General features: G+C 44.3%; 20 protein-coding genes. 14 read left to right on the top strand and 6 right to left on the bottom strand.

The window, feature by feature from the left end; all coding sequences use genetic code 11:
* Positions 1–12: 12 nt before the first annotated feature.
* Positions 13–2,655, top strand: a complete 2,643-nt coding sequence (locus EYR97_RS17450) for a M14 family zinc carboxypeptidase (RefSeq protein ID WP_131095044.1) — start codon at positions 13–15, stop codon at positions 2,653–2,655.
* A gap of 23 nt (positions 2,656–2,678) precedes the next feature.
* Here the strand turns inward: EYR97_RS17450 and EYR97_RS17445 are convergent, their stop codons facing one another.
* On the bottom strand, positions 2,679–3,512 hold the full coding sequence (locus EYR97_RS17445) for a ComF family protein (protein ID WP_242635103.1): 834 nt from the start codon (positions 3,510–3,512) through the stop codon (positions 2,679–2,681).
* Between EYR97_RS17445 and bioH the strand changes: the two genes are divergently transcribed.
* The 3 genes from bioH to EYR97_RS17430 all read left to right on the top strand — a co-directional run bounded on the left by bioH (position 3,494) and on the right by EYR97_RS17430 (position 5,721).
* Entirely contained in the window at positions 3,494–4,303 is an 810-nt protein-coding gene (gene bioH / locus EYR97_RS17440) for a pimeloyl-ACP methyl ester esterase BioH (protein ID WP_131095042.1), read from the top strand. The genes EYR97_RS17445 and bioH overlap by 19 nt on opposite strands.
* Before the next feature lie 113 nt (positions 4,304–4,416).
* Complete coding sequence (locus EYR97_RS17435) at positions 4,417–4,740, top strand: hypothetical protein (RefSeq protein WP_131095041.1); 324 nt, start codon at positions 4,417–4,419, stop codon at positions 4,738–4,740.
* A gap of 12 nt (positions 4,741–4,752) precedes the next feature.
* The gene (locus EYR97_RS17430) at positions 4,753–5,721 is read left to right on the top strand and encodes a putative metalloprotease CJM1_0395 family protein (protein WP_131095040.1); all 969 of its coding nucleotides are present in this window, start codon (positions 4,753–4,755) and stop codon (positions 5,719–5,721) included.
* A 147-nt stretch (positions 5,722–5,868) separates the two neighbouring features.
* Here the strand turns inward: EYR97_RS17430 and EYR97_RS17425 are convergent, their stop codons facing one another.
* Together EYR97_RS17425 and greB are read right to left on the bottom strand one after the other, a co-directional pair.
* On the bottom strand, positions 5,869–8,235 hold the full coding sequence (locus tag EYR97_RS17425) for a Tex family protein (protein ID WP_131095039.1): 2,367 nt from the start codon (positions 8,233–8,235) through the stop codon (positions 5,869–5,871).
* Positions 8,236–8,431: 196 nt separating this feature from the next.
* Positions 8,432–8,917: a transcription elongation factor GreB gene (greB, locus tag EYR97_RS17420; RefSeq protein WP_131095097.1), complete on the bottom strand. Its 486-nt coding sequence runs from the start codon at positions 8,915–8,917 to the stop codon at positions 8,432–8,434.
* Between the two features lie 175 nt (positions 8,918–9,092).
* Here greB and EYR97_RS17415 point away from each other — a divergent pair, with 175 nt between their 5' ends.
* Positions 9,093–9,362 carry a hypothetical protein gene (locus tag EYR97_RS17415; RefSeq protein WP_131095038.1) on the top strand — a complete coding sequence of 90 codons (270 nt, stop codon included), beginning with the start codon at positions 9,093–9,095 and terminating at the stop codon, positions 9,360–9,362.
* Positions 9,363–9,638: 276 nt separating this feature from the next.
* On the opposite strand, the gene fkpA is transcribed toward EYR97_RS17415, so the two are convergent.
* On the bottom strand, positions 9,639–10,424 hold the full coding sequence (fkpA, locus tag EYR97_RS17410; protein ID WP_131095037.1) for an FKBP-type peptidyl-prolyl cis-trans isomerase: 786 nt from the start codon (positions 10,422–10,424) through the stop codon (positions 9,639–9,641).
* 198 nt (positions 10,425–10,622) lie between these two features.
* Between fkpA and EYR97_RS17405 the strand changes: the two genes are divergently transcribed.
* The 3 genes from EYR97_RS17405 to EYR97_RS17395 all read left to right on the top strand — a co-directional run bounded on the left by EYR97_RS17405 (position 10,623) and on the right by EYR97_RS17395 (position 14,363).
* Entirely contained in the window at positions 10,623–11,552 is a 930-nt protein-coding gene (locus tag EYR97_RS17405) for a WD40 repeat domain-containing protein (RefSeq protein ID WP_131095096.1), read from the top strand.
* Between the two features lie 44 nt (positions 11,553–11,596).
* Positions 11,597–11,830 (top strand): SlyX family protein, encoded by a 234-nt coding sequence (locus tag EYR97_RS17400; protein ID WP_131095095.1) that lies wholly within the window; start codon positions 11,597–11,599, stop codon positions 11,828–11,830.
* A gap of 100 nt (positions 11,831–11,930) precedes the next feature.
* Complete coding sequence (locus EYR97_RS17395; RefSeq protein ID WP_131095036.1) at positions 11,931–14,363, top strand: PAS domain-containing hybrid sensor histidine kinase/response regulator; 2,433 nt, start codon at positions 11,931–11,933, stop codon at positions 14,361–14,363.
* A 66-nt stretch (positions 14,364–14,429) separates the two neighbouring features.
* Here the strand turns inward: EYR97_RS17395 and EYR97_RS17390 are convergent, their stop codons facing one another.
* Positions 14,430–14,636: a YheV family putative zinc ribbon protein gene (locus EYR97_RS17390; RefSeq protein WP_131095035.1), complete on the bottom strand. Its 207-nt coding sequence runs from the start codon at positions 14,634–14,636 to the stop codon at positions 14,430–14,432.
* A gap of 125 nt (positions 14,637–14,761) precedes the next feature.
* Here EYR97_RS17390 and EYR97_RS17385 point away from each other — a divergent pair, with 125 nt between their 5' ends.
* The 4 genes from EYR97_RS17385 to EYR97_RS17370 are packed head-to-tail and all read left to right on the top strand — an operon-like array spanning position 14,762 to position 18,520.
* On the top strand, positions 14,762–16,714 hold the full coding sequence (locus EYR97_RS17385) for an ATP-binding cassette domain-containing protein (RefSeq protein WP_131095034.1): 1,953 nt from the start codon (positions 14,762–14,764) through the stop codon (positions 16,712–16,714).
* Entirely contained in the window at positions 16,695–17,210 is a 516-nt protein-coding gene (locus EYR97_RS17380; RefSeq protein WP_131095033.1) for a TIGR02444 family protein, read from the top strand. The genes EYR97_RS17385 and EYR97_RS17380 overlap by 20 nt, the downstream gene beginning before the upstream one ends.
* A gap of 19 nt (positions 17,211–17,229) precedes the next feature.
* A complete protein-coding gene (locus tag EYR97_RS17375) occupies positions 17,230–18,261 on the top strand; it encodes a hydrolase (protein ID WP_131095032.1) in 1,032 nt (343 codons plus the stop codon).
* 25 nt (positions 18,262–18,286) lie between these two features.
* A complete protein-coding gene (locus tag EYR97_RS17370) occupies positions 18,287–18,520 on the top strand; it encodes a YheU family protein (protein WP_131095031.1) in 234 nt (77 codons plus the stop codon).
* 78 nt (positions 18,521–18,598) lie between these two features.
* Here EYR97_RS17370 and EYR97_RS17365 read toward each other — a convergent pair whose 3' ends face one another.
* Entirely contained in the window at positions 18,599–19,153 is a 555-nt protein-coding gene (locus tag EYR97_RS17365) for an outer membrane beta-barrel protein (RefSeq protein WP_131095030.1), read from the bottom strand.
* A gap of 585 nt (positions 19,154–19,738) precedes the next feature.
* On the opposite strand from EYR97_RS17365, the gene EYR97_RS17360 reads away from it, so the two are divergent.
* Both EYR97_RS17360 and mdoH read left to right on the top strand, forming a co-directional pair.
* Positions 19,739–21,352 (top strand): glucan biosynthesis protein, encoded by a 1,614-nt coding sequence (locus EYR97_RS17360; RefSeq protein ID WP_131095029.1) that lies wholly within the window; start codon positions 19,739–19,741, stop codon positions 21,350–21,352.
* Positions 21,353–21,452: 100 nt separating this feature from the next.
* On the top strand, positions 21,453–23,342 hold the full coding sequence (mdoH, locus tag EYR97_RS17355) for a glucans biosynthesis glucosyltransferase MdoH (protein ID WP_131095094.1): 1,890 nt from the start codon (positions 21,453–21,455) through the stop codon (positions 23,340–23,342).
* Positions 23,343–23,384 lie beyond the last annotated feature (42 nt).

Genomic DNA, 23,384 nt, shown 5'->3' with positions numbered 1-23,384 from the left:
ACGGGAAACGCGATGCTAACGAATTTGCACAAATCTGCCAGAAAAAACCATTTAGCATTGGCAACAGCACTTACTTTTGGCGCGATGTCACTAGGCGCGGCAACGGTACAAACTGTCAATGCGGCACCTGTTGTCATTACACCGGACAAAGGAGGAAAGTCAGTTCACGACTTCCTACCTAGCACTGTTACGTATAACCCTGCTATTCCGACCCCTGAATCTGTATTGGGTGCAAACATTGGTGAGTGGCATGTTCGCCACGACCAATTAGTGGAATACATGAAGTTACTGGCCAATGCATCAGATCGTATTACTATAGAAGAAACAGGCCGTACACACGAAAACCGACCGCTTCTTTTACTTACTATTACGTCGCCAGCCAACCGAGATAACATTGAAACCTTGCGTCAACAGCATATTGATGCCATGCAATCTGGCGACAAAGTCGGTGATGATGCTCCACTTGTTTTCTACATGGGTTACAGCATTCATGGAAATGAGCCGTCTGGCTCGAACGCTTCCCTTGCCCTAGCCTACTATCTTGCAGCCGCAGAGGGTGACGAAATTAACGCGCTTCTGGACAACAATATTGTACTGCTTGACCCTTCTTTCAACCCCGATGGCCTTTCTCGTTTTGCTCAATGGGCAAATATGCACAAAGGTAAGCAGTTGGTTTCTGACAGCAATCACAGAGAGCATGATGAGGGGTGGCCTTCAGGTCGCACTAATCACTATTGGTTTGATTTGAATCGCGACTGGTTGCTATTGGCACATCCAGAGTCTCAGGCTCGCATTAAGCAGTTTCACAAATGGCGTCCACATGTATTGACTGACTTCCATGAAATGGGCACTGACAGTACGTACTTCTTCCAACCGGGTGTTCGTTCGCGTAAAAACCCGCTTACGCCAGATGAAAATGTCACGCTTACCGAAGCACTGGCCACTTATCATGCAGCCGCGTTTGATGAACAAGGAAAGCTGTATTTTACTGAAGAAGCCTTTGATGACTTTTATGCGGGGAAAGGCTCAACCTATCCCGATTTACATGGCAGCATTGGTATTTTGTTTGAGCAGGCAAGTGCACGAGGGCATATACAGTCTTCCATAAACGGCGACCTTGCTTTCAAAGATACTATTGCCAATCAAATTACAACGTCGCTAAGCACGTTCAAAGGGGCGCTAACCAACAAAGCCGCTATTTTGGACTATCAATCTGGGTTTGTAGAAAGTACCAATGCGCTAGCCAAAGATGATGACACCGTGGGTTATGTTGTGGGTACTTCGGGTGATATCGCGCGCTTAGAGGCATTTACAGCGCTTTTAGAACAGCACCATATCCAATATGAGGTTATCTCAGAAAGTAGCTCGGTGGACGGCGTGGATTATTCCGCTGGCATGGCTATTTACGTGCCGACTAACCAGCAGCAATATCGCTTGGTCAAATCCATTTTCTCTACGCAAACATCTTTTGAAAACAATACGTTTTATGATGTTTCTACTTGGAACTTAGCTCTCGCTTTCAATTTACACTACGCGCCGTTAGACAAAGGTGAAGCGCGAAAAGTGAAACGAGCAGAGTCAGGCAAGGTTAAAACTGCGGTTCTAAATGACGTAAAAGAGAACGCTTATGCCTACGGCTTTTCATGGCAACACTATTATGCGCCTGCCATGCTACAAACTTTGCTTGAAGCCGGCGTCAAGGTGCGCAGCAGTAACAAAGCGTTTTCCGCACTAGACTACAAAGGTAAGGCTATTGATTTACCCGCGGGAAGTATTCTTATTCCAAAAGGCCTTTCGCAACCAGCGAATCTAAGTGACATTGTAAATAATGCGCAAGCACAGCTGCAGGTGCCTATTTTCAGCTTTAAGAGTGGGTTAACCCCGCACGGCAACGATATGGGTAGTCGCAGTATGACACCGGTTAATGTACCTCAAGTCCTTATTGTGGGCGGCGAAGGTACTAGCGAATATGAAGCCGGTGAAATTTGGCATTATTTTGATACCAAAGTGGGGCTAGCTGCTAGTATTGTGGAGCAACAACACCTTGCAGCTGCATTAACCGACCCAACTATTCAATATACGCATGTTATTTTCCCAAGCGGTCGTTATGGCTTCTCTGACGGTGAGCGAAGCAAAATTGAGTCTTGGGTTAAAGCCGGTGGTACCGTGATTGGCCAGAAATCAGCGCTAAACTATTTTGCTGAGCACAAATGGTTAAAAGCCGAGATAGTAAATCGCGATACTATCAATAATGCTTTTGATGAAAGTGAGCTTAGCTATGGTGATGGTGCTGCTTTGTATGCGAAGAAGCTAGTCGCAGGTGCCGTATATGAAGCAACTATCGATACTTCTCACCCGCTATTTTTCGGTTACGAGAATGACACCTTGCCTATGTTTAAAACCAGTAATCTGATTGTGAAAGGAGATGAGTCTCCGTTTGTCACACCAGCGCGTTATACAGAAGCGCCACTAATGGCTGGCTTTAGTGACAAAGCTATGGTTGCCCTTATGGCTGAATCTACGGCTGTTACTACGAATAGAATGGAGCGCGGTGTGGTAATTGGCTTTACTGACAATGCGCAGTTCAGAGGCTATTGGTATGGAACCAACAAGATGCTTGCTAATGCCATTTATCAATCTCACAAGCTTCGCTAATGTGGGTGTAAGAGTTCGATATCTTAACAATCTTTGATAAGTGTACTTTTGGGCGGTGGCGTAAACGTCATTGCCCACACTTGAATGTGAATGTTGGGGTAGCGCGCTTTGAGTAATTTGCTTAACAGATTAACAGTAACACCAGTAGTAATAACGTCATCGACAATGGCTACGGTGAATGGTGCTTTATTGTTTGTATCGCGAAGGTGCGATGACTCAAAATATTGATCAATACAGCCAGCAGTTAAGCTAAAGGTCTTCTTAACGTTCTTCTCACGCGCCGAGCGAGATAAGTGATGCTGTACACTGAAGCCTTTGCGATAGGCCCATGAGGTTGAAATAGGGATCTTCATATGTACTTGAAAGTGCTGGCAGAGTACATGTGCTTGGTTGTAATGTCGTTTGGCCAATCGCCATGCACTAATAGGAACTGGCAGCAGGATATTCGGCACTGAAAGCGTGCACTGTCGCTTTTTATGGACAAACCAGTGACTCAACACTTTGCCTGCTGCGAGAGAGTGAGTAAACTTTAGCTGGTGAACCAGTGAGGATATAGGCCAGGTATGTAAGCTTAGTACGCTAAGGCTATCGTAATGGCTGTGCTTTACATGGCGGCCCACTGGGCCGAACTTAAGCAGGTTGCAACCATGGATCTGCGAAGTGAAAAAAAACATATCATCTTCACACCAATGACATACTGGCGTAGGACTTGCCTGATAACATAATAAACATGAAAGGTTCATTGTGTTGATTCCATCTGCTTGGGAAAGCGTCAACGGTTGATTAAATTTGTCATTTTGTGTTTCTACAACGCTCGATACAGCCAAAGGAGACGTATATGGAAAGTTTGCAGGCAAACAATGCCCTTGTCACCCGTACACAAGGTACAGGCATGGACGTGGTTTTTCTTCACGGTTGGGGAATGAATAGCGGAGCGTTTACATCTTTTATTCCTTACATCAGCGATAACGTTAGGGTTACCACCATCGATTTACCGGGTTTTGGTGAAAATGCGGCCATTTTACCTAAGCCTTATAACGTCGACACATTGGCCAGCGCGCTCGTTGCTTCATTACCAGATAATTGTTTACTTGTGGGTTGGTCACTTGGCGGTTTGGTCGCGCAGAAGCTTGCGTTAATTGCACCACAAAAGCTGGTGGGGTTAGTTACCATAGCATCAACACCACGTTTCATTGCGGGCCCATGTTGGCCAGGGATTGCCGCTGATTTGCTGAAAATGTTTGAAACTCAGTTAGAGAAGAACTTTCAAAAGACCCTCGAGCGATTTCTTGCTATTCAAGCGATGGGAAGTGAAACAGCAAAGCAAGATATCAAAACAATTCGCCAGCAGGTGATGCAATTTCCTGCTCCCGCGGAAGAAGCATTGAAAAAGGGCTTAACGATTCTGGCTAGTGAAGACATGCGACAAGACGTAGGGCGCATTTCAGTGCCTACCCTTCGCTTGTACGGCAGGTTAGATAGCCTAGTGCCAACCAGTGGCATTGACAGAATATGTGAGTTACACCCTCAATCTGATTCGGTTGTGCTTCCACATGCGTCTCATGCGCCGTTCATATCTCATCCGCAACAAACGGCTGACATCCTGTTGAACTTTGCAATGCGGCTACAGCAGCAAATAGCGTCTTAATACACGGTAAAAAACGTCTTAAACCACAGGTGCTTATTTTAAGAGTGCCTTTCAAAGCTTTCTATTTTCTCTAAATTGGTTAATAATTACACATGAGAGGATAGAGGTAGTGTATGACAAATATTGGTAATGGGGTGAATTCCGCGTTTTATGCGGGGCAGTATGGTTTGCAAAATGCCAGCAATGGTATTACACAAGCCTCGTCATCTATCGCTCAACGTACTGTTGAAAGCACGCAGAATGTGCCAGTATCACAAGCCAATGAGCCACAAAATGTAACTTCAGCTGATCAGACGGCATCCTCATCTTCATCAAATACTGATCTAACGAGCGATTTAATCTCGCTTAACGTCAATAGCTTGAATGCACAAGCATCGGCAAAAGTGCTTGAAGTCGCAAATGACACGTTAGGCACCATAATCGATACGCTAGCGTAGCGGAGCTTTTTTGTGAATATTGTCACTCCCATTCTCAATGCGATTGCCTACCCAACGGCAAACCTCAACACTGAGTCTGCGCGTCGTGACAACGTTCAGCGCGAAACTATCCCACAGACTGCGGAAGCAGATAAGGGCGCATCACAAAAAGGCTTGGGTTCAGAAGCGGATAAGGCAAGAACGCCTGGCCAACCACCTGCTCCAGTAACTTATGAGCGGCCACAAATTCAATCTGATCTCTTTGCCGCCTTTCAAAATGCGTTTGGTCAGGAGAAAGACAACGCACAAGATGAAAGCGCAGGAAAGCAAGGTGCGCAAAGTGAGCAGCAATCTCGTCAGCAAACGCAGCAGCAACAGCAACAAGAGCAACAAGACACCAAAGAAATTGAGCAGCTAAAAGCGCGTGATCAAGAAGTGCGGACTCACGAACAAGCTCATGCTACAACAGGCGGGCAATACGCAGGTTCGCCACAGTACGAATACACCACAGGTCCTGATAATAAGCGTTATATAACAGGCGGTGAAGTGTCTATTGATGTGTCTGAAGCAAAAAGCCCTGAAGAGACATTAAGAAAAATGGAGCAGGTTCGCGCAGCGGCCCTTGCCCCGGCTGAACCCTCATCACAAGATTTAAAAGTAGCGGCAGAAGCTTCTCAAAAGGCCGTTGAGGCGCGTACTGACATTGCGGAAGAAAAACGTGAAGCGCTGTCTAGTTCTAACGGTGAAAGTGCGCCAAATAGCGGAGCATCAACAATAGAAGAGGCTTCGGATACGCCATTTATAGGTCAGTCTGTCAATGACGCGATTGGAGAAGCATCGAAGACTCAAGATGATATCATTTCCGAAGGTTCTGGTAGCCGCTCGTTAAATATTGAGCAGCAGGGTATCTCTGAACTTCTGCAAGCGCGAATCGGCCGCATTCAGAATGCGTATACTCAAGCTTACACCCCAACCCGCGAAGGGCTATCATTTAGTGCGTGAGTTATCCTAACTCAGTGACATCTGCATAGAGCGAACTGACCTTTTCAGCTCACTTTTTTCATTTCAAACGAGTTTCAGACAATGTGTAAGGTGTATCCTCTCGAAGCCAGTGTAGACTTAGGTTCGAGAGGACGGGTATCACTAGTCTTATTTTTTGGCTTTCGCAAACGCATCGGCAAAGGCATTACCCATGGCGCTATTTTGGGGTTCGTTACTGCGCGCTTGGCCGCCGCGGTTTTGCCCATTGCCACGAGATTGGTTTCTCGCTGAGCCTTTATTACTTGGGTTGTTTGCACCCTGACCGCTATTTCTATTTCCTTGCTTTTGATTAGTACCGTTGGCTTGAGTCGGGTTGTCATCTAACCGCATGGTAAATGAAATGCGTTTACGAGGAACGTCTACTTCTAATACCTTAACTTTAACAATATCGCCTGCTTTAACCACTTCTCGTGGATCTGAGATAAACTTGTTGGTCAATGCCGAGATGTGTACCAGACCATCCTGGTGGACTCCCACATCAACGAACGCACCAAAGTTTGCTACATTACTTACAACGCCTTCTAAAATCATACCTGGCTTGAGGTCATTGATGGTCTCAACCCCTTCTTTGAACGCCGCTGTTTTAAACTCTGGACGTGGATCGCGCCCAGGCTTGTCCAACTCTTTCAGGATATCTTTAACGGTGGGCAAGCCAAATGCGTCGCTGGTAAAGGTATCTGGAGACAAGCTTTTCAACAGCTCAGTGTTCCCAATAATGTCATTAACGGCTAATGCAGTGGTATCAACAATTTTATCTACCACTGGGTAAGCTTCTGGGTGAACCGCTGATGCATCAAGAGGGTTAGAACCATTTACGATGCGCAAAAAGCCCGCGGCTTGTTCGAAGGCTTTTGGCCCAAGGCGCTCCACCTTCAATAATGCTTTTCTGTCGGGGAAAGCACCGTTGCTATCTCTGAAGTTTACGATATTGTGAGCAAGGGTTTTGTTTAGCCCTGACACATAACTTAACAGTGCAGGAGAAGCGGTATTTAGGTCAACACCCACCGCGTTTACACAATCTTCAATGACTCTGTCGAGTGATTTGCCCAATTGGCTTTGGCTTACATCGTGTTGATATTGGCCCACACCAATTGCTTTGGGCTCAATTTTAACCAACTCTGCCAATGGATCTTGTAGACGACGAGCAATAGACACGGCGCCGCGCAACGATACATCAAGTTCTGGCAGTTCTTTAGACGCCAATTCTGACGCAGAATATACAGATGCTCCCGCTTCGCTGACTACAATTTTTTGCGCACTGAGATCGCTGTTGTTTTTCAACATTTCGCCAACGAGTTTGTCAGTTTCTCTTGAGCCGGTACCGTTGCCAATACTGATGAGATCCACTTTGTATTGCTTGCACAAGGTGGTTAGTGTGCGAATCGATTTATCCCACTGATTCTGTGGTGCATGAGGGAATATGGTGTTTGTTGCTACCACTTTACCTGTGCTATCTACTACCGCAACTTTCACGCCTGTACGCAAACCAGGATCAAGCCCCATCGTAGTTTTTGCACCCGCCGGAGCCGCCATTAATAAGTCGTTTAAGTTCTTTGCAAATACTTCAATGGCTTCTTCTTCAGCGCGTTCACGGAGCGTGCTAAAAAGCTCGGTTTCCATATGAAGGCCAATTTTTATTTTCCATGTCCACTGAACAACTTGAGCGAGAAAATCATCGGCGGCGCGGTTGCGATGCATAATGTCATAGTGACTTGCAATAATGTGTTCACAATGAGACGCACTATTCTCTTCAGACTGCGGATCTGCATCTAATTGGATATGCAGCATGCCTTCATTGCGCCCTCGAAACATAGCCAGTGCTCTGTGTGAAGGCACTGATTTGTACTTTTCACTGTGCTCGAAGTAGTCTTTGTATTTAACCGCTTCTTTTTCTTTTCCTGGTGCAACCGTGCTCTTGATATGCGCATTTTCAACAAGATAATGACGTATTTTGGCGAGCAAAGAAGCGTCTTCAGCGAAGCGTTCCATTAAAATATAACGGGCACCTTCTAGTACGGCTTTAGTATCTGCAACGCCTGCTTCTGCGTTGATGTAGGCTTGCGCTGCACTTTCAACGTCAGTGTTGGGGTCGCTAAAAAGTGCATCTGCAAGTGGTGCTAACCCTGCTTCAATCGCAATTTGCCCTTTGGTGCGGCGACGTGGCTTATAGGGTAAATACAAATCTTCAAGGGTAGTTTTGCTATCTGCAGATTGAATACTCGCTTTTAAAGAATCAGATAACTTACCTTGCTCATCTATTGATTTTAGAATGACTTCGCGGCGCTCTTCTAACTCTCGAAGATAGGTCAGACGCTGCTCAAGTGTACGCAACTGGGTGTCATCAAGCCCTTGTGTTACTTCTTTTCTGTAACGAGCAATAAAAGGCACGGTTGCACCATCGTCTAAAAGTTTTACAGCTGCATTAACTTGCGAGGCTTGTACGGCAAGTTCTTCAGCAATTTTATTGATAATCATATGTCGCTCTACGATGCTAGTGATTCGCTAAGGCAATTGCGAATATACAATGTGCTCTGCGTTTATGGCACATAGTATTGTGTGTGAAAAAATCATGCAGTAAGTATATCACCGCGGTTTACGGGAAGTCGTCTTATCATTTTTTAGGCTGTTGGCTTTTCTGTTTACAAGTGTTTACTGTCCACCATAAATGCCATCACAGTTTGTCAGTGGTGTCGTACCAGATACGATTTATCCACCATTCCTTGGTGCCGGTGTCTGTTTTGACGATAAATTCGTCGTCTTCTTCTTTTCCTACTAAGGCACGGGCCATCGGAGAGTCGATGGAAATATAGTCCTTACGACCAAATATTTCATCGTAGCCTACTAGCCTGAGATTCATTACTGTGCCGGCTTCGTTCTCTATTTCAACCCATGCACCAAAGAAGACTTTTCCTTCTTGCTGTGCGTCATAATCAACAACCTTCAAATTTTCTAAGCATTTGCGCAGATAACGTACTCGCCTGTCAATTTCGCGTAGCTTCTTTTTGTTGTATTGATAGTCAGCATTCTCGCTTCTGTCGCCTAAGCTTGCTGCCCAAGTGACTTTTCTGGTAATTTCCGGCCTTTCTTCACGCCAAAGGAAATCCAATTCCTGTTTTAACTTAAGGTAACCTTTGCGAGTAATCAGTGGTGTTTTCACGGCGTCCAACGAACTTTCCAAATTAATACCCTTACTTTATGCGGTTAATAAAGAAAAACGCAATCTTTTGACGAAGTAAAAACGTGACAAAAGACCGAGATTGGATGATTATTGCACATAAACCAATTTTGCTTTGACCGCGTGTCTTTTGTCAGATGCTCGGAAGGAGAGATTCATGCCAAACAATATGCCTTTAGTTAACCGCCGAGGCTCAAACAAAGCACCACTTGAAAACAGTGGCACAATAGTGGGCTTTTTGCTTCTAATTAGTGGTGCAATGTTATTGTTATACACCTTGCTTGATGTTGTTGTGAGACTAGAAAGCCTAGATACGGTGCTTAATCTAATTTTAGCTTGCGCGATGTTTAAGGTAGGACAGTTTTTATTGAATCACTTTGCTGTGTTTAAAATCAATAAAGAAAGACGCCGTGCAGTACAGCGTTAATCTTTCTTAAAACCCAGCGTTATAAAGGCGCAATGTTAAGGTTAATTTGTTACAAGAAAGTAAGGCGTGAAGCGTGAAAATAATCGGCTTTGCGCTATGCTTAAAGAGTGATTCGAGGCACCAAGCATATTGAATAACCCACTTTATTATTTGGGTACGCGCGTAGCGAAACGCTACTTGCTCGTAGGGAATAGGTAGGCATGGATTACGCTGACTCACTAAAACAAAAAAGCCGACACCCATCGTGTCGGCTTTCTCTTTTTATCGCCAAAAAACTTATTCGGCTGCTTCTTCGGCTTCAGGTTTAACCACTTCTAACAATTCAACGTCGAAAATTAGCGTTGAGTTTGGTGTGATAGACCCCGTTGAGCGCTGACCATATGCCAGTTCAGAAGGAATATGGAAACGGTATTTTGCGCCCTCTTTCATTAATTGAACGCCTTCAGTCCAGCCTGAAATAACGCGGTTCAATGGGAATTCCGCTGGCTCGCCACGCTTGTACGATGAATCGAACTCAGTGCCGTCAAGTAGCGTTCCACGATAGTGAACTTTAACAACATCTGTTGCAACTGGGCTTGCGCCAGTGCCTTCGGTTAGTACTTCGTACTGTAGACCGCTTTCTGTTGTCACTACGCCGTCACGCTTGCCGTTTTCTTCAAGATAGGCAATACCCGCTTCTACATTTTTCTCTGCAGCTTGCGCTGCCATTTCTTGTTGCTTAGCGCGAATAGCTTCTTCACCTTCTTGAGCAATTTGTTGAATTTGCTCTGGCGTGAATTTAAGTGTGTCTGCTAAACCGTCGTTAAAGCCCTGCTTTAGCGCTTCTTTGTCTAGCGACATACCTAGTTGCTCTTGTTGTTCGGCGCGGTTGCTAACAAATAAACCCATGCTTGCGCCCATGGCGTATGCTTGCTTTTGCGAATTAGTCATTTCTTCTGCTGAAACAGAAGTTGTATTTGCACTATCAGCGCTTGAAGAAGCAGCCTCATCAGATGTATTTGGCTGGCAAGCGAAAAGGCCTAGCGCAGCGATGGTAGATAAGGCAACGAGCGACTTCTGCATAAAAACGTCTCCATTAATTTTTATCATCATGCGTCTAATGTCTATACTGCTGCATCCAAGGCAGTGGGCACGATAGTTTAAGATGCGTAATCCGTGCTATGGTAAACCTAGCGTTCACAAAGCGAAACCCATTTGATTATGTTTAGGCCCCAAATGTTCCTTAGAATTTTGTTACTCACCGTATTCATTGGCGGATCGATAGGATGTACAGTACCCGATACTACGCCAATACAGCAGTGGCGTCATGTCGAAGAAGGTGCTTATGCCGCAGATATATCCAATGATGGAACCTTAAGTGTTGTGTCGGGGGTAGATAATGGCATTAACGTCTGGCGTATTGGTGAATCGGAACCTCTGTATCACTGGGGGCACCAGGGCGAAGGCAATAATTTAGTCATGTCGGTTCATATAAGTGCTGATAAACGTTATGTGGTCACGGCAGATAGGGAAGCCTTTGCATTGTGGAGCATGGAAACCGGTGAGCCCGAAGGATTTTGGCGAATCGACGAGGCTTCCATTCGCGATGTTGCGGTAGCTAACAATGGCCAAGGTATTTTGGTGGCGCGTTCGAGTGGCAAAGTGATGTATTTTGAACCGCGAACGTCTAGGCGATTAGAATTTCTGGGGCATCAAGAGAAAGTTAACTCGATTGATATTTCGCCAAACGGCAAATTTGCACTGACCGGAGGCAATGACTATATCGCGTATTTGTGGAGTACAGAGACAGGACAAATCATTCATACGTTCACCCATCCAACGCGAGTGACTAAGGTCTCGCTAGACGATGAAGGGCGCTATGCATTTACTGCGGATAGTCAAAGTAAGTCACAAATATGGAATGTGCAAACGGGTCAACCGGTAAGTGCCTTGAATTTTATTTCGCGCCAAAAAATATTTACAGACGCTGAATTTTCAAAAGATGGTAAGTACTTGCTAACTGGATCTCCGTCGAGAAAATCCTATTTATGGGATGTACAAACGGGCGAGCAATTGCAAGCCATACAGGTAGCCTCAAGAGAAACGGTATCACCCCCTACTGCAGTTGTGTATGGCGTTGGATTTATGCCAGATGGTAATATTGTCACTGTTAGTAGCAGCGGTCTTGCAGAAGTATGGCAGCGACAATAGTAGAGAAGACAATGACAGAAAATAGTAGTAACCAAAAAATAGACATGACACAAATGCAAGCGCAACTAGATACTGCCAACGCGTATATCGAAGAGTTACAGATGAAAGTGGCATTTCAAGAACATACTATCGAGGCATTGAATGAAGCGCTTTCTTCTCAACAAAAACAGCTTGATGACATAGCGTTTAAAGTGCGTCATGTTATCGACCGTGTGAAATCAATTGAGCCTTCTAATATCGCTAAACAGTCGGAAGAAACACCTCCTCCTCACTACTAAATTGCTCTTGCAGCAATATTATAAACGCACAACATAAGATTAAACTTATGATGACATTGCGGGTATCAGATCTCACTGCTAGTCTTTTGGTAAGGATAAATTGCTCGAGATACCCCCTTTGTTTAACGGTGGACAACATTGCGATGACTCACTTTTTTTAGAGTTAAAAGCACTCATTAAAAGTGATGACACGATTTTCAATTTCATAGAAAGTGCATCGTTAGATGGTATGTGGTTTTGGGATTTAGAAAACCCTGAACACGAATGGATGAGTCCATCGTTTTGGACTACTTTGGGCTACGACCCATCAAGTAAATCCCACCTTGCTTCAGAGTGGCATAACATCATTAACCAAGATGATCTTAAAGTCGCTCTTGAAAACTTTGAAAGGCACTGCGCCGACCCCTCCTATCCCTATGACCAAATTGTTCGATATCAACACAAAGAAGGCCACACTATTTGGATTAGGTGTCGTGGTATTGCTATAAGAGATGGCCAAGGTAAGCCTATACGTATGTTGGGCGCGCACACTGATGTAACTGCGATGAAAGAGCAAGAGTTGTTGCGTGTAGCCCAAGAAAAAGCACAAAAAATAGCCTTTCAGAAACAAGCACTACTGCTCGATGAGTTAGAGCAGACTGCCAATATAGGAACCTGGGAAGTCGACTTAGTCTCAAGAACCGTGCATTGGAGTGAGCAAACTAAGCGAATTCACGAAGTACCCGATGACTATGCACCGAACCTTGAAACCGGCATTAATTTTTACAAACAAGGCGAGAGCCGTGAGCGAATAAAAAGGGCGGTGGAAGAAGGTATTCAGTATGGAAAATCGTGGGAATTAGAGCTTGAGTTAGTTACCGCTAAACGCCGTGATATTTGGGTGCGAGCCCATGGAAAACCCTTTTTTGTTGACGGTAAATGTGTTCGCCTATTTGGTGTGTTTCAAGACATATCGAAGCAAAAATTTACCGAGGCCGCATTAAAAGAAAGTCGTGAAGCAGCGATGGCAAACGCCATACGGTTACAGCTAGCCTACGATTCCATAGGTATGGGTATTTGGGAGTGGGATTTTGCCACACAAATTATGACATGGGATGACAAGATGCTTGGCTTGTATGAGCTTTCAAAAGAGGAGTTTTCAGGCAAGCTAGAACAATGGGAAGCAATGATTCACCCAGACGATGTGAAAAACACAAAATACCAATTAAATAAAGTACTTGAGACAAAAAGTAAAATTGATACTGAGTTTCGAATTGTACTTCGTAATGGCTCCATTAAGTATATTAGAGCTAGCGCGCTTGTGCTTTTGGATAAGATAGGTAAACCAATTAAAATGGTAGGTGTGAATTATAACATCACAGATAAAGTGGAAATAATTGCAGGGCTTGAAGAAGCAAAGAAAAAGGCTGAATTAGCGACACAGGCGAAAAGTGAATTCCTTGCTAATATGAGCCATGAAATAAGAACTCCTATGAATGCCATTTTAGGCGCTTTGCAACTGCTTAAAAGTTCAGTGAATGAAGAAAGGCTTAGGTCGATACTGACTAACGCTACTTTTTCGGCGAAAAACCTGCTTACTATCCTCAATGACATACTCGATTATTCCAAAATTGAGTCGAACAAGCTCGAATTAGAGAGTGTCACATTCTCACTTAATAAAATACTAAACTCTGTGCGCTACGAGTTGGAAAATATTGCGACTAAAAAGGGAATAACACTGCGAATTGATGTTGATAAGGCTTGCTGCGATGCTTGGCAAGGTGACCCCACACGGGTACACCAAATCGTTCTTAATCTTGCGTCAAATGCGGTGAAGTTTACCAATGAGGGAGGCGTCAATATCAAAGTGGCATGCCTTCCTATTCAAGGAAAGGATAGTTTGTGCATTAACGTAATTGATTCTGGTATCGGCATGAGTAAGGAATATCAGCAAAGGATCTTTGAACGTTTCGTTCAAGCTGATCCTTCCACCACGCGAAAATATGGTGGTACTGGGCTAGGTATGTCAATCACGCTTAATTTAGTGAAAATGATGGGGGGAGGAATAAAGATAGATAGTGAGCTAGGCAAAGGGACAAGTATTGCTGTTGCCCTACCTCTTGATAAAGAAGAGGAAACAAGCTCACAAGACGCGGAAGAACTTGTCACGCCAGAATTATCAGGTAAGCGCGTGTTAGTGGTGGATGATAATGCGATCAATAAGGTTGTTATAGAAGCTATGTTAGAGCCTACGAATGCAGAGTTGATTACGGCAGATAATGGAATGGAAGCCGTTGAACTAGCCACCCAAAACCACTTTGACTTAATTTTTATGGATATTCATATGCCAGTAATGGATGGCATTCAAGCGAACAGGGAAATCAAAAAGTACAATGCAGACACGCCCGTGGTTGCGTTAACTGCCAACGTGATGCCGTCTGATGTTGCGAACTATATGGAACAGGGTTTTATTAGCCACTTGGGAAAACCCGTTGAATTAGAAGAACTTTACGCACTAATCGACAAACTTTTACTCAGAAAAGCAACGAGCTAAACACAAAGCTTTGTAACAGCACTTCTTTCACGCGCATACAGTGAGACTCTATGAATGTCGAAGTGGCTAGTGGGGTTTGAAAATACCAATAACGCTTTCGTTTTCCCGAGTAACGGCACTCACTTTTTCATCAGTTTGCGCTTCTTTGTAACCGCAGGAGACACATTCCAGCTTTTCTACATTGTTTTCAAAATACAATGAAATAGTATCTAGCTCTTGGCACTTTGGGCAGGTTGCACCGGCTACAAAACGACGTCTTACGCGATTTGACATACATATACCTTCGTAAAAATTCCTTCGTATTATACCTTGAAATACCGTTGCTTGATCAGCTTTTACCCTAAGTTTTTGGTATCATGCCGTTTTTACATACTTAGTTGCTCCACCAAAGGTTATTCATGATAAAGCTCTCAAATGTTTCATTGCTGCGCGGCCGAAAAATGCTGCTAGAGGAAGCCTCTGCGCAGGTTTTCCCTGGTCACAAAGTGGCATTAATTGGCAGTAATGGCTGCGGTAAGTCGACGCTTTTTGCTTTATTACGCGGTGAACTTAGTGTAGACGCTGGTGATTGTTCTGTACCCAGCGATTGGCGCATTGTTAGTGTGGCGCAAGAAACGCCTGCAACTAAGCGCAATGCCATAGATTATGTGGTAGATGGCGACAGGCACTTACGCGCACTTCAAACCGAGCTTGCCATAGCCGAAGAGCAAGAAGATGGTGTGCAAATTGGTCAGCTTCATGGGCAGTTAGAGCAAGCCGGTGCATACGATGTAGAATCGCGCGCAGCTACAATTTTATCGGGGTTGGGTTTTACCAACGCACAGCTTTCTGCACCTGTAACCGATTTTTCCGGTGGATGGCGCATGCGCTTAAACTTAGCGCAGGCACTATTGTGCCCTTCTGATTTACTACTACTTGATGAGCCGACCAACCACTTAGATTTAGATGCAGTTATTTGGCTGGAAAAGTGGCTTCAACGCTACACAGGTACGTTGCTGCTTATTTCCCATGACAAAGCGTTTATTGATAACACAGTCGCCCAGATTATCAGTGTGGAAAGCCAAAAGCTGATTGCTTATACCGGTAACTACTCTGCTTATGAAACACAACGGGCTGAGCGCATTCGCTTGCAAAACTTAGAGTATGAAAAGCAACAGCAAAAAGTGGCGCACTTGAATTCATTTATTACGCGCTTTAAAGCCAAGGCGAGCAAAGCCAAGCAAGCGCAAAGCCGTATTAAACAGCTGGAAAAAATGGAAATGCTTTTGCCTGCGCATATGGCAAGCCCGTTCAGTTTTTCCTTTGCGCCACCAACCGCCTTGCCTAACCCACTTGTTCAGATGGAAAAAGTACAGCTAGGTTACGATGAGCATATTGTACTTGAGCAAGTGAAGCTCAATTTAGTGCCAGGTAGCCGTATTGGTCTTCTTGGTAGAAACGGTCAGGGTAAGTCGACGCTAATCAAATTACTTGCCGGTGTGCATGCGCCTAAGCAAGGCGTGTTCAATACGGCCAAAGGCTTAAAAATAGGTTACTTTGCCCAGCATCAGTTAGAAACGCTAGATGCTGGGGCTACGCCACTTTTACACTTACAACGCATCGATGAAAAAGCGACAGAGCAACAACTACGTGATTATTTAGGTGGTTTTGGCTTTAATGGCGATGAAGCCTTAGCACCTGTAGCCCCTATGTCTGGCGGTGAGAAAGCCAGACTAGTACTGGCACTTATCGTTTATCAAAAGCCAAACTTGTTGTTACTCGATGAGCCAACCAACCATTTAGATTTAGAAATGCGTCATGCGTTAAATATTGCCTTACAAGGTTTTGAAGGCGCAATGGTATTGGTTTCGCACGACCGCTTTTTGCTGTCGTCGGTGTGTGAAGATTTTTACCTCGTAGATAGTGGGCAAGTTGAGCCATTTACTGGCGACTTAGATGATTATCGAGATTGGATCTTAAAACAACAAGCTGCTGAAAAGGCCAAGGCCAATAGCGAAGCAAAAGAGCTTACCAATCAAGGAAGTCATGTTGAAAGTAAGCCCGAACGCAAAATAGATCGCAAAGAAGAAAAACGTCGCGAAGCCGAGTTTAGGCAAAAGATAGCGCCGTTTAAAAAAGCCGTTGAAAAGCATGAAAAGGCGATGGATAAGTATAATGCTGCACTTAGTGAGGTAGAAAGCGCGTTAGCAGATAGCGGGCTCTACAGTGAGGACAAAAAGGCAGATTTGATGCAGTTGCTTGATAAACAAACCACGTTAAAGCAGCAACTGGAAGAAGAGGAAATGGCATGGCTAGATGCCCAAGAGCATATCGAAAAAGAGCGAGAAGCTTATGACAGCACCAGCCTCTAAATTAACAAGCTCGATATTCTGGCAATACAGCACTCGTCGCTATGCTTCGAACGACATGGCGCCGCTAGCACTATTGCTTCAAGACAACCATGGCGTAAATGTAAACGTTCTCTTGCTAATGTGTTGGTGTTTAGAAAATAACGTCATTGTTAATTTGATACAGATGAAAGCCATTGTTGCGGCAATTACTGAGAGTGATAAACAGTTACAGGCGCATAGGTTGCAAAGAAAAGCTGCGCACCCAGATAATGGTGGGCAGAAAGCACATTACGAGGTGCTAAAAGCACAAGAACTTGAATTAGAAAAGCAGCAGCAAGCCGCTATGATAGAGGCATTCAATACGCAAGACGTGATGACCTTACCCAGCGGTTCATTAAGCACAAAAACAACTATTTTCAATGCTTCTATTGCTGCGTTCATTAATGCGTATGCCCTTAAAGATAGCGAAGAGGCTCGCCAATTGTTAAGCCTTGTTGTCAACCAACTACCAAATTAAAAACACAATAAGAAAGCACATGAGTAAATCATCACTATCCCATGGAAAGATCATTAAAAGCAGCTTTAAAGTGCCAAGTTGGGCGAAGAATCGTCACATCCAAACGATATGGCCACGATTTATTCAAAAACGTTTGCCCCTATCCTATGAAATGGAGCGATTGACCTTGCCTGACGACGACTTCGTTGATGTTGCATGGGGTCCAAAGCCGCAAGAAACATCGGGTATCGTTGTGTTATTTCACGGGCTGGAGGGCAGCATTAAATCACACTATGCTAACGACATGATGGCACAATTATCGGTAAATGGTTGGCAAGTAGTGATGATGCATTACCGTGGGTGTAGCGGCGTTCCCAATTTAAAAGCACGGGCCTACCACAGTGGCGAAACCGAAGATCCGAGCTTTTTCCTTGATTGGCTTCAGGCGAAGTTCCCCAGTATTCCCAAAGTAGCAATTGGCTTCTCATTAGGGGGAAATATGCTACTTAAACTTCTGGGAGAAAACCCTGCTCAAAAGTGGCTTAATGCGGCAGTAGCCATTTCTTCTCCTTTGAAATTGGCAGAATGTGCGAAGTCGATTAATCAGGGGTTCTCTAGGGTCTATCAGAAGTACTTGCTCAACAGTATGAAGGCGACACTGCGTAAAAAAATGGAGTACATAGACTATCGCAAGTTAATTCAACTAACGAAGCACGATGTGGATAGCATGACCAGTTTTGCCCAATTTGATCAAAAGATCACCGCACCATTACACGGTTTTTCTGACGCCCAGGACTATTATGAAAAGTGCAGTGCGTATCATTTCTTAAGTGCAATACATTGTCCTACCTTGGTGTTACACAGTATTGATGACCCATTTATGAATCACCTTGTTGTACCAAAGGAAGAAGAGTTAGCGCGCAATGTTACTGTAGAGCTCAGTGAAAGAGGTGGGCACGTTGGTTTTATGCAAGGGTCAATACTTAACCCTACCGTATGGCTTCACGAAAGAGTAAAACGCTTTATTAGTGATGTTTTGCCGGTGAATAGCACGTGTGGGTACACCCGCTAATTAACTGTTACCATTTGGAGTAAGAATGATTATCCCCATAGATGCGTTAGAAGCCGATACTTTATATCACTTAGCAGAGTCTTTTGTTTTACGCGAAGGGACTGACTATGGAGAAGAAGAAATTGCCCTTGAGGTAAAAGTGCAGCAAGTTCTGGCAAAGCTGAAAACGGGTGAGGCTGTTTTGGTTTACTCTGAACTACACGAAAGTGTAGATATAAAGCGCAAAGAAGATATACAACCTGAAGACCGCGAAGAATAGAATATTGTTTTAAGCTGGCGCAAAGGCAGAAAATGCCGGGTCGAGCAACCCGGCCAACCAACCAGAGGAGAGGTAGGTTTAAAACGCGTATCGTGCAGTTACTTGCATGATATCCCAATCGTCAATGACTTTATAATTTGCGCCTACTGCCCAAGCCGGCGTGATGTAATAGTTAGCACCTACTTTAAAAAAAGCTTCACCATCATCAACATCGTAGTAGCCCAACTCACCAGCTAACTCTACTTGCTCGGTGAGCATACTGCGCAGTCCTGCGTTTACACTGTAACCGGTGTCGTCGATGTCGCCATCGCCGTCAACACGCTCGACATTGGCACCAAAGTAGGCGTCAGTGGTGGCAGTTAATGGAAGCCTGTAACCCGCACCAAGTGTCAACATATCAAAGTCAAAGTTTCCTTCTTCAAAGAAGCTGTATTCACCATTTAAATACCAGTTACTGTTCATAAGGTATTTACCGTTTACGGTGAGCCCATCTGGCTCAAATGATTCGTTGCCGTCAAAGTCCATTTTAGTGTATCCACCCTCAACATAGCGCCAATCTGGCTTGTCGGCATTTGCAGTAAGCGGAAGCGCTGTGGCTGTTAATGCGGTTAGTAAAGTGATTGCCTTATACATGTGATAACTCCTTATCAGTTACAAAATTGCAGTCAAACAACATATCTGGTTTAACTAGAATTAACATACGGGTGCAAGGCGTTTGCCAACTTACCTTATTTTTCTAATATATTGGGCCTTGAGTTTCTTAATCTGTTGATAATTATGAATTTTGTTGTTCTTTTATTTTCTGGGTTAGCTGCTAAATAGGGATGTGAAAAAGCCATCTATCATAAGGAATACCTTCTACTTAAAAATACTGTCTCTAAAAAACAACACTTTTGTGTATTTATATATAGCAGGGTTAGATGTCAGGCTGTTAAAGCAAGATTGATTTACTTTTTCATGTTTCTATCTACATGTTATATATGAACTTTTTTATTAATTCATTGGCCTATTAATAGGTTGGATCACCTTTTGCAATTCCCTTACCAAGTGCTATTGGGCACTTTTACGGTCTACGCGATGTTTTAACACATCAGTGCTACCGCTAAAAAAGCGGTTATCAAGAAAGGAAGAGAGCGCCTTTCTTATCACCTTCTTCTCAACGAAGTTTATTGCACAAAAATCGCGTCAGTCACCGTTGTATTCTTAAGGAGAGGACAAATGGTTAATCCGTTTTTGTTTTTTAGAAAAAATGATGTTCAAGAGAAAGTCTATTCACCGGTGCTATTAGCACTTGTTAGTATGTTATCTTTAGTTTCATCTCAAGTGGCGTGGGCGGTTGAAGTTAACGAGACAAATCAACCGCTTAAAGCATCACCTGTTTTACAGTCAATTATCGATTCAGCGCGCGCTTCAGCACAGGAGAGCTATGAACAAAATGATCATGGCTTAAATACAGCGCTTAAAGAGATGAGTTACGATACTTATCGCTCTATCCGTTTTAAGCCTGAACAAAGCTTGTGGCGTGATGAGAACAACTTCGAAGTGCAATTTTTTCACCCAGGTTTTCTTTATGAGTACCCTGTCACTATTCACACCATAGGACAAAATAACACGCCTGAAGCACTGGCATTTACACCTGATATGTTTAGTTACGACGGTACTTCATCAGCGCTTTCAAGCCTAACCGATGAGAACTCTGGCTTCGCAGGTTTCAGGGTGCACTATCCAATTAAAAATAAGGCGTATAAAGATGAGTTTGCGGTCTTTTTAGGTGCTTCATATTTCCGTTTAGTAGGGAAAAATCAAGTCTATGGAATTTCTGCACGTGGCCTTGCAATAGATACCGCTTTGGCCAAAGGCGAAGAGTTTCCTCACTTTACAGAGTTTTGGTTGATTGAGCCAAATGAAGGACAGCCAATTACGGTTTACGCCCGTTTAGAAAGCCCTTCTGTGGCGGGAGCATACAAGTTTGTTATTCAGCCCGGTGTGGACACATCGGTGAATGTAGAAAGCTGGCTTTTTGCACGTAAAGACGTAGCGAAACTAGGTATTGCGCCGTTCACCAGTATGTTTTTGTATGGTGAAAACAGCGAACAACAGCATGACGACTATCGCCCTGAAGTGCACGATAGTGACGGTGTGTTAATGGTAACGCACGCGGGGGAAGAAATTTGGCGTCCTTTAACTAACCCCGCACGTTTGCAGGTTACTTCGCTAAGTGACACCAATCCTCAGGGGTTCGGCATGTTGCAAAGAGATGGCGAATGGGCCAATTACCTTGACGCAGAAGCTAATTATCACAAGCGCCCTGGACTGTGGGTAACACCTGAAACAGGCTTTGATAAAGGTCATTTGGAGATTGTTGAAATTCCAACTAAATCGGAAATTCACGACAATATTGTGGCGTTTTGGACTCCTGAATTAGCCTTCAGCGAGGGGTCGTCGCGGTACTTTTCTTACACCTTAAAAACGGTTGAACAAAATCCATTTCAAAGTCAGTTGGCATCGGTAGTACGCACGCGTCAGGGCAAGGCCGTGTTACCGGGGGATGAATTCAAAAATGACAATTTGAACACCACTCGTCAATTCAGTGTGGACTTCAGTGTGCCCAAATCAATGGTTTTTGACGGTGAGACAACCAAGCTGGTTGTTCAAGGTGCCAACGGCAGTATTTCAGAGCAGCGCCTTTTTCCGGTTGCCGATGGACAAGAATGGCGAGCCATGTTTTTCGTTGCGCCTAAACAAAAGCAAACTGTAGATATGCGCGCTTATATCGAACAAAACGGCAAACGTATTAGTGAGGTGTGGAATTATGTCTATCAACCAAAATAATCGCAACACGTCACAGAGCTTATCAATGACAACAAGTACGCGAGATGAAGGTGCTTCTGCGTGTATTCGAAATGAAAACCAAAGTGAAGTTACTTTGCAAATGGTTAAAGGAGAGCATATGCGTCTATTTATTATGGCATTGCTAGTGATTCCTAGTACGGTATTGGCAGGTTGGAGTCTTTACGAAATTTTTCTGCCAAACGGCTTAACAACGTTAGAAGTGGCGCAATTAACGCTTGGTCTAACTCTTTTTGCTTGGCTGTGCATGGCATTTTGGACCGGTATCATTGGTTTCTTTTTGCAGCTATTTAATATTGATCCATTAAGCCTTCGCAAGAAGCAGGTAACGCCAAGTGCATTAACGCCTATTACAAAGCGCCATGCAGTAGTAATGCCCGTGTACAACGAAGATACACGTCGCATCATGGTGGGATTCGAAGCATGTATTCGCGAGCTGATGGATAGCAAAAGCAAAGATAATTTTGATTTCTTTATGCTAAGTGACACCCGTGATATGGAGAAAGCAGATGCCGAACTTCGCGCTTTTACTCGCTTACAAAAGCGCCTAGGGGCGTTTTCATCACAAGTTTTTTACCGCCGTAGAGAGCAGAACGTGCACCGTAAAGTGGGCAACCTAAAGGAGTTTTGCGAGCGTTGGGGGGCGAACTACGAGGCAATGATTGTGTTGGATGCTGACAGCGTGATGAGTGGTGAACGTATGCAAGACTTAGCGCGTCGCATAGAGCAAAATGCAGATACAGCGCTAGTGCAGACAATTCCAATGCCTGTTCGCCAACACACCTTTTTTGGTCGCTTTGTGCAGTTTGCCGCGCACCTATATAGCCCGATGTTAGCCACTGGTTTGTCTTTTTGGCAAACCGACAGTGCTAATTATTGGGGGCACAATGCAATTATTCGTATTGCACCTTTTATGCAACATTGTGGGCTACCTACCCTAGAAGGGCGTGCGCCTTTTGGCGGAGAAATTTTAAGTCATGACTTTGTGGAAGCTGCGCTGTTAAGACGCGCGGGATGGCATGCGTATTTGCTTACAGATACCACAGGCAGCTATGAGGAAGTACCAAGTAATATTGTCGACTACGCGATTCGCGATCGTCGCTGGGTTCAAGGCAATATTCAACACTTGGGTCTGCTTAATGTTAAAGGTTTAAAAACAGCTAACCGTCTGCATTTCTTATTTGGCGCATTTGCTTATATTTCGTCGCTCATTCTTTTTTGTATGTTGGCCCTTGGTACGGCAGATGCCTTAATTCGCGCCACATCAGTACCTGAATTTTTTGTTTCTGACTATCAGTTGTTTCCTACGTGGCAGGTGGCCCGCCAAGATATGATGATGGTCACAATGTGGGGGACTGCCGCACTACTGTTTTTGCCGAAATTACTCGGTATTGCGCTGGCCTTAATTAAGCGTAGAAATGAATTTGGAGGGGCTTGGTCATTGCTGAAAGGCGCCACTGTTGAATTGGTGATGGCGGTACTTATTGCACCTCTTATGATGTTTTACCATAGCTACTTTGTTATTAGCGTTTTGATAGGTCACTCGGTTAAATGGGAAGCGCAGGAACGCGAAGGTCGCAAAGTACCTTGGAAAGTTGCTATTAAGCACACACAAATTATGAGTTGTTTAGCTGTGGTATGGGGAGTGACAACATTTTACTTTACCCCTTCACTTTTCATGTGGCTGTTGCCTGTATTGGTTGGGATGGTGTTAGCCGCCCCGGTTATCCGCTTATCGAGCAGTAACTTATTAGGTCAACGTATGTATAAATGGGGAATATTTGTCATCGATCAGGAAGTAAATGAGTGCAAAGCACTTAAACGCCTGCGCGTTGCCATGCAATACTTTGCCATTACGCAACATAAACCTGAAGTGCCTATGTTGCCAGACAGTGTTTGGCAGACCATGCCCGAGCAGCTATTAAATGAACAGCCTACTCCCATGCGCCCTGCGTTGGTAGAGAATCTTTAGTGGATAGGCGCTAATGCTACAAGCAATAAAAAACCGCATATG

The organism is Alteromonas sp. KUL42, assembly GCF_006538325.1.
GTDB lineage: Bacteria > Pseudomonadota > Gammaproteobacteria > Enterobacterales > Alteromonadaceae > Alteromonas.
This window is presented reverse-complemented; position numbering and strand designations above follow the sequence as displayed.

Excerpts from the sequence above, each read along its gene's own strand:
- mdoH (WP_131095094.1), top strand. The coding sequence starts at position 21,453 with ATGGTTAAAGGAGAGCATATGCGTCTATTTATTATGGCATTGCTAGTG.
- EYR97_RS17425 (WP_131095039.1), bottom strand. The coding sequence starts at position 8,235 with ATGATTATCAATAAAATTGCTGAAGAACTTGCCGTACAAGCCTCGCAA.
- EYR97_RS17385 (WP_131095034.1), top strand. The coding sequence starts at position 14,762 with ATGATAAAGCTCTCAAATGTTTCATTGCTGCGCGGCCGAAAAATGCTG.
- bioH (WP_131095042.1), top strand. The coding sequence starts at position 3,494 with ATGGAAAGTTTGCAGGCAAACAATGCCCTTGTCACCCGTACACAAGGT.
- EYR97_RS17380 (WP_131095033.1), top strand. The coding sequence starts at position 16,695 with ATGACAGCACCAGCCTCTAAATTAACAAGCTCGATATTCTGGCAATAC.
- EYR97_RS17390 (WP_131095035.1), bottom strand. The coding sequence starts at position 14,636 with ATGTCAAATCGCGTAAGACGTCGTTTTGTAGCCGGTGCAACCTGCCCA.
- EYR97_RS17375 (WP_131095032.1), top strand. The coding sequence starts at position 17,230 with ATGAGTAAATCATCACTATCCCATGGAAAGATCATTAAAAGCAGCTTT.
- EYR97_RS17370 (WP_131095031.1), top strand. The coding sequence starts at position 18,287 with ATGATTATCCCCATAGATGCGTTAGAAGCCGATACTTTATATCACTTA.
- EYR97_RS17435 (WP_131095041.1), top strand. The coding sequence starts at position 4,417 with ATGACAAATATTGGTAATGGGGTGAATTCCGCGTTTTATGCGGGGCAG.
- EYR97_RS17415 (WP_131095038.1), top strand. The coding sequence starts at position 9,093 with ATGCCAAACAATATGCCTTTAGTTAACCGCCGAGGCTCAAACAAAGCA.
- EYR97_RS17360 (WP_131095029.1), top strand. The coding sequence starts at position 19,739 with ATGGTTAATCCGTTTTTGTTTTTTAGAAAAAATGATGTTCAAGAGAAA.
- EYR97_RS17450 (WP_131095044.1), top strand. The coding sequence starts at position 13 with ATGCTAACGAATTTGCACAAATCTGCCAGAAAAAACCATTTAGCATTG.
- fkpA (WP_131095037.1), bottom strand. The coding sequence starts at position 10,424 with ATGCAGAAGTCGCTCGTTGCCTTATCTACCATCGCTGCGCTAGGCCTT.
- EYR97_RS17400 (WP_131095095.1), top strand. The coding sequence starts at position 11,597 with ATGACACAAATGCAAGCGCAACTAGATACTGCCAACGCGTATATCGAA.
- EYR97_RS17365 (WP_131095030.1), bottom strand. The coding sequence starts at position 19,153 with ATGTATAAGGCAATCACTTTACTAACCGCATTAACAGCCACAGCGCTT.